This window comes from Lacihabitans soyangensis, from assembly GCF_024343775.1.
Classification (GTDB): Bacteria; Bacteroidota; Bacteroidia; order Cytophagales; family Spirosomataceae; genus Leadbetterella; species Leadbetterella soyangensis.
This window is the reverse complement of the sequence record NZ_RJUF01000016.1, coordinates 48,166-57,245: the sequence shown is the minus strand read 5'-3', so window position 1 is coordinate 57,245 and position 9,080 is coordinate 48,166. Positions and strand designations below refer to the sequence as shown.

Annotated in this window: 9 protein-coding genes; 2 read left to right on the top strand and 7 right to left on the bottom strand. The window is 35.2% G+C overall.

Annotated features, from left to right (window positions below; all coding sequences use genetic code 11):
- The 5 genes from EGI31_RS07925 to EGI31_RS07905 all read right to left on the bottom strand — a co-directional run.
- On the bottom strand, positions 1-414 hold a 414-nt coding region (locus tag EGI31_RS07925; protein WP_510186410.1), incomplete at its 3' end, for a transposase family protein.
- Between the two features lie 831 nt (positions 415-1,245).
- A complete protein-coding gene (locus EGI31_RS07920; protein WP_255036672.1) occupies positions 1,246-1,992 on the bottom strand; it encodes a LytR/AlgR family response regulator transcription factor in 747 nt (248 codons plus the stop codon).
- A gap of 67 nt (positions 1,993-2,059) precedes the next feature.
- Positions 2,060-3,106 carry a sensor histidine kinase gene (locus tag EGI31_RS07915; protein ID WP_255036671.1) on the bottom strand — a complete coding sequence of 349 codons (1,047 nt, stop codon included), beginning with the start codon at positions 3,104-3,106 and terminating at the stop codon, positions 2,060-2,062.
- Between the two features lie 12 nt (positions 3,107-3,118).
- Positions 3,119-3,589 (bottom strand): LiaF domain-containing protein, encoded by a 471-nt coding sequence (locus tag EGI31_RS07910; RefSeq protein WP_255036670.1) that lies wholly within the window; start codon positions 3,587-3,589, stop codon positions 3,119-3,121.
- Positions 3,590-3,626: 37 nt separating this feature from the next.
- Complete coding sequence (locus tag EGI31_RS07905; protein ID WP_255036669.1) at positions 3,627-4,337, bottom strand: LiaF transmembrane domain-containing protein; 711 nt, start codon at positions 4,335-4,337, stop codon at positions 3,627-3,629.
- A 359-nt stretch (positions 4,338-4,696) separates the two neighbouring features.
- Between EGI31_RS07905 and EGI31_RS07900 the strand changes: the two genes are divergently transcribed.
- Together EGI31_RS07900 and EGI31_RS07895 are read left to right on the top strand one after the other, a co-directional pair.
- Positions 4,697-7,276: a zinc-dependent metalloprotease gene (locus EGI31_RS07900; protein ID WP_255036668.1), complete on the top strand. Its 2,580-nt coding sequence runs from the start codon at positions 4,697-4,699 to the stop codon at positions 7,274-7,276.
- A 312-nt stretch (positions 7,277-7,588) separates the two neighbouring features.
- A complete protein-coding gene (locus EGI31_RS07895) occupies positions 7,589-8,068 on the top strand; it encodes an SMI1/KNR4 family protein (RefSeq protein WP_255036667.1) in 480 nt (159 codons plus the stop codon).
- Between the two features lie 429 nt (positions 8,069-8,497).
- Here EGI31_RS07895 and EGI31_RS07890 read toward each other — a convergent pair whose 3' ends face one another.
- Positions 8,498-8,881 (bottom strand): PIN domain-containing protein, encoded by a 384-nt coding sequence (locus EGI31_RS07890; protein WP_255036666.1) that lies wholly within the window; start codon positions 8,879-8,881, stop codon positions 8,498-8,500.
- Positions 8,868-9,074 carry a hypothetical protein gene (locus EGI31_RS07885; protein ID WP_255036665.1) on the bottom strand — a complete coding sequence of 69 codons (207 nt, stop codon included), beginning with the start codon at positions 9,072-9,074 and terminating at the stop codon, positions 8,868-8,870. Before EGI31_RS07885 ends, EGI31_RS07890 begins: the two co-directional genes overlap by 14 nt.
- Between the last annotated feature and the right edge of the window lie 6 nt (positions 9,075-9,080).

Below are 9,080 nucleotides of genomic sequence, written 5' to 3'. Positions count from 1 at the left end.
TACATTGTTATCGTCCTTGCAAATTTTACTTCTAAGAATTCTTGGATTCATGCAAATTTGAAGTGGAATTGAGTCTAAAATTACTTTCCTATTTTCACCATCAATCTGCTGAGCCACCCATTCAGAAATAGAATTTATATACCCACTTAACCTCCTTTTTCTACGATTATAATTTGATCTATCTATCAACTCGGAAAATATCATCAATAAATCATTGTTCAATTTTGAAAACATCCAATTTTCAGAATCCAAGCTAATAGTTTCAGCTAAAATGGATAGTGTAACTACCTCAATATCAGACCATTTTGGCTTATTCTTGTAAGTCTTAAAATTACCATCAGGTAATAAAAATTCATTCAAGGCCAACTTGACTATTGGCAATATTTTGTCGTAATTTGCTTTCAGGTTGTACATATTAAAGATTTGTCGTTATTTCTTTAAGTTACTGAATTTCAGTTATATGTACAACCTTTTTCTATTTATTTAAACCGCACAACGGGTTATATCAATAAAATTAAGAACTAAAAAAAACAAAAATGCTAAGAGAAAAATATAGATTTCTTTAACAAATCTCGATAAGGCTATTTTTGAAAAATAAGAATTTAGTAATAGTAAATAAAATACAACTGCTAAACAAATGGGAGACAAAAAAATAAAAAGATAGGTAAATTCACCAAATGGCTCATTAAAATTTCCTCCGAATACCAAAAAGGCAGTAACTGATAATAAGTTAGTACATATAAATAACCTTAGGTAATATTTCATTTAAACAACTTGGATTTATGGGATTGGAATCAAAAATTGTACCTACTTATTAATCGAAATTTTCTAGAGTACTATTAAAAGGCAAAAAATTGAGCTAAAGTATTGTATAAATAAATCAGGCAGCAAAAAACATTATTCATAAATATTTTAAATCTTAAAACTATAGGATTACTTAAAGAACTAATTGACGTAGATTCTTCAGACATGTCTGTACCTTGGAAAGAAAAAAGTGACATGCTTTTAGAAAACTCATACGAGAGAACAAGTCAAAAAGTAAAACCAAGACCTTCGTTAAAAAAATAACATCTGCAACAAAAGGCCTGAATTCGTTTTACTAAAATCATAAAATCTTGATTTATAACTACTTAATTTCCACTACAGAGATACACAGAGTTTTACTTTCGTACCGGTTAGCAGAGTTTCACAGAGAATTCTAAAGAAAAACTTAGCGTCCTCCCGCCTTGGCGGTTCAAACTAAAATCACCAACCCAAAGTCTCTTTCAATTCTTTGTATCCGTTTTTACTTACGCTTACTTTGGCTCCGCTTTTTAGGAGAAGTTGATATGAAGATTTCTCGTAAAGCTCTAGCTTTTGAATAAATGCCACATTGACCAAAAATGAGCGGTGAACTCTCAAAAATGTTGATGGCAACAATTCCTCAAACTCCTTCATGGTTTTTTGTTTCAAAAACTTGGCTTTCTCGGTGTAAATCCACACATAATCGCCGTAGGTTTCGAGGTGAGTAATATCCTGAAAGGGCACCATTTCTATCTTTGCTCCATCCTTTATCACGATTCTGTCCAAGGCTTTGTCGGGATGTGGCGGAGTGGCCAGCAGATTCTTGATTTCTTCTTTAGTATCTACTTTGGCCTCTATTTTTTCCTTAACTTTTTGTAAAGCCTTCTGGAATCTATCTCTTGAAAAAGGCTTCAAAAGATAATCCACAGCATTTTTTTCAAAGGCTTCAATGGCATATTGATCATAAGCCGTAGAAAAAACGACAATTGGCGGATTCGGCAAAAGCTCGAGCAACTCAAGCCCAGTTAGCTTAGGCATTTGTATGTCCAAAAAAATCAAATCAGGCTGTAATTCCGTGATTTTCTTCATTGCTTCGAAACCATCTCCAGCCTCTCCTACCACCTCAAAATCAGGATCGACTTTGATGAAATTTTGCACCAAAGTGCGAGCCAAGGCTTCGTCGTCTATTAATAATGTCTTGATTTTCATTTTCTATACTTTTTTAAAAACCGCAAAGTCGCCATGTCGCAAAGGCTATATTTTTTTTGCGGTTGTTTCAATTTACTGGAATATTTATCCAAACCACAAACTTGTTGTCTAACACTTGATTTTCGAAGATCGCCAAGTTTTTATACATCAACCTCAGCCTTTCTTTTATGTTTTTTAGGCCTGTTTTGGTACCTACTTTTTTACCACCATCTAAGTCAAAAGTATTTTCCATTATAAGTTCCAATCGGTTTTCTTCTACTCTAGCTTTAAAAAGTATTCTTTCGGGGTTGAGTGAGTTATATATGCCATGTTTTATGGCGTTTTCAAAAAGTGTCTGCAAAAGCATACTGGGCACTTCTATTTCGAGAGCCTCCACGGCAACCTGCATTTCTACATTTATTTTTTCACCAAAACGTATTTTTTCTATGTCCAAATAAGCCTCACACATTTCCAATTCTTTCTTTAATGGCACTTTCTGCATTTGTCCATAACCCACAGTATATCTCAAAAAATCCGAAAGTTTTATTACCATATCATGAGCTTTATCGGGATCAATGATAGTCAGTGAACTGATGCTATTGAGGCTATTGAATATAAAATGCGGATTCATTTGGTTTCTCAACAAAGTGAGCTCGGCTTCCTGAATTGACTCGCTCAAGCGACTTTCTATTTCTTTTTTTTCGATGTAAGAATTATAATATTTGAGCAAATAAATAGAAATCACAAAAACAATATAAGCAAAAAAGCAAAACGGGATTTTGAACGCCACCGAACCTGAAATGTAATCGTTGATATGTTGTCCAGGAAAAATTAACCTCAGAAAAAGATGTGTTAGCGAAACCCAAGAAAATGCAAAAAGCAAAAACATGAGCAAGTGATTGAAAATGAGGTAGGAAAGCTTTTGACTTTCCCACGACATAAAATTGATGGGATACCACATGCCTATCATTAAACAAGCCATTATAAAATTCTGCATAATGATGTCTACCGCAAGGAAATCTCTCTCAACTGGCACAAAATACGACATCACGAAAAAGAAAAGTATACCCAAGGTTATCCAGATAGTAAAATATCTTACCAGCTTCTTTCTACCACTCAGTATCGGATTTTGCATTATTCGCTTTTCTTAGTATCTCTTAACTTCTAAGCCACCCATCAACACCGTTCCTTTTATTTTAAGGACCTTGCCATTATCCTGTGCTACATCCTCATCTTCGGCATTGTGATCTTTAGAATCACCCATAATATTGTCTGTGTCTAGTACCACGCTCCAGTCCTTCGGTACTTTAATTTTTGCACCACCCATCATCAGAAATACATCGATGGATGCACCACTTTTAATTTCGGCGTTTGTGAGATCTATTTCAGTTCCGCCCATCACACAATTGATAATTCCACCTTTGAATTCTTTGTAATTGTACTCTTTTTTGGTTCCACCCATAAAATTATTTATCTCAAAGAAGTCATTGCGACTTTTGCCATTGTCTGACTCATCATCATTGGCTACCCTGTCTTGAAGTTTACCCAAAACACCCAAGCCACCAATTATCACCAAAACGATTACGAAGTACTTAATAAAGGTTTTTTTGCTGTCCATTTTAATATTTATTTTAAGATCTAATTTAAAAAATTTATCAATATCTCTTTATCTCCACCCCGCCCATCACTACATTTCCGGTAAGGAAAAACCTCTTCTCTTTGTTGACCACCGAATCAGGAAACTTCGTGATTTGATCCTCTACACCACCCATTATTGGCAGAACATCTATCTGCACGTTCCATTCCTTCGGTACACGGAGTTCCAAGCCGCCCATCAATATAAATACATTCAAGCCCGATTTTTCGGCCAAATCAGCCTCGGTAAGGTCTATTTGGGCTCCTCCCATCACACAGTTTATTTGACCTCCTTCGAAGTTTTTAGAGAATACCTTTTTGTTTGTGCCAGCCATAATATTAGACTCGTTTAAATATTCATAATCAGTTCCATCGGGTTTCATTTGACGTTTGGGCATGTCAAATTTCGGGTTGAAATACTTGTAAAGAATAAGCCCACCTAATCCGACCAATAGCAATGGCCAAAGTTTAAAATAAGTTGACCTTTCGGAAACAGTCAGAAAATCAGGAATGTAGAAAACCACAGCAATGGTGGTGGCAATAATACCCTCCATGTTTTTACCCTTAAGAAAGGCATTGATACCGATAATAAGTGGAATCAGTCTCCAGCTGATAATCTTAACCGGAAAACTAAAATTCAGCATTCCGAAATTTCGAAGTAAAAAAAGTCCGCCGATAGAAACTAAGAGTATCGACCAGAAGAATACAGCGTTTTTGTTATTGTTGTTCATAATTTGTTTGTTTTAATGCTTCAAAATTATAGGGTTCATTACCCAAAGAAAACAGGAATTCGGTGAGTGTTCAAACTTTTACCGATAAATGAGTGGTTTTTGTCGGTGAATGGAAATTAAAATTGCCAGTAATCAACAAAGTCTGGCCAAAAATATTCAATCCCAAATAAAATTCAACAATTTTAAAACAAATGAACCGACACTTGTTGTTTTGATGAGAGCCATTCATCTACGAATTTCATCCCTCGATAACATTTATGGCATTACTAATTCCAATATTTTTTTACCTTTGGTATCTTTATTATGCAACAACTGAAAATTTAAACAAACTATTAATTATTAAAACAAACTCTTAAATTATGACAAAAAAGCTCTTTACATTGCTATTGGCTCTGTTTGTGGGTGTTAGCTTTGGAGCAAATGCTCAAAAGAAAAAAAAGGCTGAAGAAGCCAAACCTGCGGTAGCCGAGACTCCGAAAAAACCAGAACCGCCTAAAAAACCAGAGGCACCCAAAAAAGGGCCAAAACCTTACAAAGAAGTAATTGATAGCACCGCCGTGACGCAAAGAGGGCTTATGACCGTCCATAAAATGGATGACAAATACCTTTTCGAAATCCCGGATTCTTTACTTGAAAGGGAAATCATGTCTATCACCAGATATTCCAAAACTCCAGCTGGTGGTGGAATTTTTGGTGGCGAAGAAGTAAATCGTCAGGTTGTGAAGTGGGAAAAAGGCATCAACAACAACATTTTGTTGAGATCAATTACAAAAGTGATTATGTCGCCAGATAGCTCAAAACCTATGGCTCTGGCTGTAAAAAATTCAAGTGCCGACCCAATTATTGGCAATTTTGAAATCAAAGCAATCAAAAAAGATTCAGCAGGAAAAGTTGCCCTGGGATATGTAATTGACGTAACCAGCACCTTTGATTCTGACATCCAAACATTCTCATTGGGCTCTATTGACAAACAGATTTTGAATATTGTGGCCTTCCAAAAAGACAGGTCATACATTCAAAAAATCAAATCGTATCCAATAAATACAGAGATCAGGACGGTCAAAACCTTCTCGACTACGCCACCGCGTATATCGCTGACACCTGTTCCACAGATTGGTACTAATTTGCCAGCAGCATTAGATGCAGGCGTAATCACCATGGAGTTTAATACATCTATGATATTGCTACCAAAAGTACCAATGCGAAAAAGAACATTCGATGCACGCGTAGGTTACTTTGCAAACGGCTATGGTGTTTTTGAAGAAGAATCTCACAAGGCTGACGAAGACGTTTTTGCGGTTAGATGGAGACTTGAGCCTAAGTCTAAAGAAGATGCAGAAAGACAAAAACGAGGAGAATTGATCGAACCTAAAAAACCAATCGTTTATTATATAGACCCTGCAACTCCTGAGAAATGGAGAAAATACATAAAAGCAGGTATAGACGACTGGCAGCCAGCATACGAAGCCGCAGGTTGGAAAAACGCCATCAGAGGTGAATATTGGCCAGAAAACGATACTACTATGAGTTTGGAGGACGCAAGATTCTCTGTAGTGCGATACTTTGCGGCAGATATTCAAAACGCATACGGACCAAACGTCCACGACCCACGCTCTGGTGAGATTCTTGAGAGTCATATTGGTTGGTATCACAATATTATGAGCCTGTTGAGAAACTGGTATTTGATTCAAACTGCAGCTGCAGACCCTGCCGCTAGAAAGAAAAAATTTGATGATAATTTGATGGGTGAGCTGATTCGTTTTGTGTCATCGCACGAAGTAGGCCATACATTAGGTCTTCGTCACAACATGGGTGCCTCCTCAGCAACACCCGTAGAAAAACTCAGAGACCCAGCATTTCAAGAGAAAAACGGTCATACTTCCTCTATCATGGACTACGCAAGATTTAATTACGTAGCTCAGCCAGAGGATGGCGTGAAACATTTCTTCCCTCGTATCGGCGACTACGACAAATGGGCGATCAAGTGGGGTTATAGCTATTTCGCTGATGCCAAGGACGAAGACGAAGAAAAGAAAATCTTGAATGATATGACCAAAGAGGCTTACAAAAACCGACGTCTTTGGTTCGGAACAGAAATCAGCCCGTATGACCCTCGTTATCAAACAGAAGACATCGGCGACAATGCCATGAGAGCGTCAGAATATGGTATCAAAAACCTAAAACGTATTTTGCCAAACTTGATGGAATACAGCAAAGAGAATGGTGAAAGTTACCAAGAATTGGAAGAAATGTACATGAACTTGGTGGGGCAATTCAGAAGATACATGGGCCATGTAACCAAAAACGTAGGTGGTATTTATGACAGCCCAAAAACCTATGATATGGAAGGTAATCAGTTTGAGATTACTCCAAAGGCCCTACAAAAAGATGCTGTGGCGTTTTTAAATGCCCAGTTGTTTACTACGCCATTGTGGATGATGGACCAAAACATTTTGTCGAAAATCAAACCTGAGAATGGTGTAGAAGCCATCAAAGCAATGCAAGATGCTACGCTTTCGAGCCTTTTGGCAGGAGACAGAGCCGTAAGATTGATGGAAAGTGGTGCAGCTGGAGCAGGTAATTACACCCTAGACGAAATGATGACCGACCTGAGAAATGGTATTTTCTCTGAACTAAAAACCAAAACAAGCATAGATATCTACAGAAGAAATATTCAGAAGGTATTTGTAGATAGAGTAGCCGCACTTTTGAAACCAGGCAATGCCATGGTAAGATCAGTACCTGTGGGTGTAACCTATGGTTTTAGTACCAGAGTGGTGAATTTGGCACAAACGGATTTACCTTCTATCGCCAGAGGACAATTGATCGATTTGAAAAATGAAATGAAAGCAGCCTCAGTGAGAATGACTGATAAGTTGAGTAAATATCATTTACAAGATTTGATTGCCAGAATTGATATGGCTTTGGATCCGAAATAATTTAGATATTAGGTTTTATGATGAAAGCCACCTCGATTGGGGTGGCTTTTTTGTTTTGGAAAGATAAAAATATTCGATTTATAAAAGAAGAAACCGAAGATCAAGTTATACTGATGAAATTGGATTATTAAAGAGTTTTATTGGTGGCACAACGTCGAATTTTGGTAAAAAAAATTACTTTTCCTATTTTTGATTCTTAAGGCTTGCTATTCTATCTTTCGAAAAATAAATTTTTCAACTTAGAAATGCTTCTTTTGTTGTAAATCAAGTTTGGTGAGGAAAAAAAAGTTTACTTAAAGGAGAATCAAAACAATGAACTGGATAGAAATAATTAATGGTTTTGAAAATTCGGAAGAAAAATCTTTTGAGTTTTATAATTCTGTTAACTCGGAAACAATCTTGAAATTCCACCGAACATTTAGTTTTGACTTACCGAATGAACTAAAAGACTTATTAAATCAAACTAATGGAATTGGAGAATTACTAAAAATAAATAATAAACCAAGTCCAATACATATTGGATTTTTGATTTATCAATTGGAAGAAATAATTGAAGTCAATTTGAATATGAGGAACAATTTAGATTTTCAAGACTTATATATGCCTTTCGATTGTTTATTTTTTATTTCAAATGCAGGAAACGGTGACTTATTTGGATATAGAGTATTGAATAATAAAATTAAATGGAACGAAATTTATTGTTGGAATCATGAAACAGATGAAAGAGTAATGGTAGCAAATAATTTATATGATTTTTTGAACAGATGGATAAAAGGAGAAATTAAGGTTTAGAATAAAAAAATACTGTTGAATCAATAACAAAATGAGAAATAGTATTTTTATTGTTGTTGTACTTTTAGTACTGCAAATAGCTTTTCTCAAATAAAAAACAATCAAGCTTTTGATACCTTTTTCACACAATTCAAAAAATCAAAAAGTTTTCAAATGAAAGTGGAAAAACAGAAACATTTTTTATTTCAAAAGTCAAATAGGAATTTTCTGACTTTTCAGCTTCAATGAATAAAAAATTGTTTGTTACTCAAAAAAGTATCCCTTCAAATAACCACAACGTAATTTTTCAAATTGAAGATACTGGAGTTTATGTTCAATTCCTTTTCAAGAACCAAAATGGGAAATTGTTTTTGTATGAAATGCGAGATATTTCTACGTGATTGGTAATTAGAACCTTACGATAGTTTCTACAAGTTAGTAAAGGTGTTTTTATTTTTGACTCCTAATAACCTTTAAAGATTTTATATTATCAAAGGCAAAGTCGTTGGTGATCAAAATACTTTTATGATAAATCGCACTTGCTGCAATAATGGAATCTGGTAATTTAAGCTTATTCCTTTTCCTAATTTCTAGAGTTAATGACAATAAATCTTTGTTATCATTGCCTAATCCTATTACCTCAATTCTGTCCAAAAAACTTTGAAATATTGTAATATCTTCTTCCTTTAAATTTGGATTAGCAAGAAATTCCAATTGATTTATGATAGAAATCCCTATCCAAGAGGCATTTTTTAAAACATTGACAAGGTTGTCTTTTCCTTGTAATAAAGCTGTGATGGCATTCGTATCAAGAAAGTATTTACTCCCATTCATTTCTCAATTTCTTTTGTTCTAAAAGGCCATCTCCTTTCCATGAAAGTTTTCCAGCTAAATCTGAAAAATCATAAGAATGCTTTTCTGTCATTACTACAGTAACCTCTACCTCCTCCTCAGGTGAAAACGAGGGATGTTTGAGATTCAACTCTCCTTTCTCATTAATTTTACCTTTAATGGTTACAACAGTCATACAATT

Excerpts from the sequence above, each read along its gene's own strand:
- EGI31_RS07920 (WP_255036672.1), bottom strand. The coding sequence starts at position 1,992 with ATGAAAATCAAGACATTATTAATAGACGACGAAGCCTTGGCTCGCACT.
- EGI31_RS07915 (WP_255036671.1), bottom strand. The coding sequence starts at position 3,106 with ATGCAAAATCCGATACTGAGTGGTAGAAAGAAGCTGGTAAGATATTTT.
- EGI31_RS07910 (WP_255036670.1), bottom strand. The coding sequence starts at position 3,589 with ATGGACAGCAAAAAAACCTTTATTAAGTACTTCGTAATCGTTTTGGTG.
- EGI31_RS07905 (WP_255036669.1), bottom strand. The coding sequence starts at position 4,337 with ATGAACAACAATAACAAAAACGCTGTATTCTTCTGGTCGATACTCTTA.
- EGI31_RS07900 (WP_255036668.1), top strand. The coding sequence starts at position 4,697 with ATGACAAAAAAGCTCTTTACATTGCTATTGGCTCTGTTTGTGGGTGTT.
- EGI31_RS07895 (WP_255036667.1), top strand. The coding sequence starts at position 7,589 with ATGAACTGGATAGAAATAATTAATGGTTTTGAAAATTCGGAAGAAAAA.
- EGI31_RS07890 (WP_255036666.1), bottom strand. The coding sequence starts at position 8,881 with ATGAATGGGAGTAAATACTTTCTTGATACGAATGCCATCACAGCTTTA.
- EGI31_RS07885 (WP_255036665.1), bottom strand. The coding sequence starts at position 9,074 with ATGACTGTTGTAACCATTAAAGGTAAAATTAATGAGAAAGGAGAGTTG.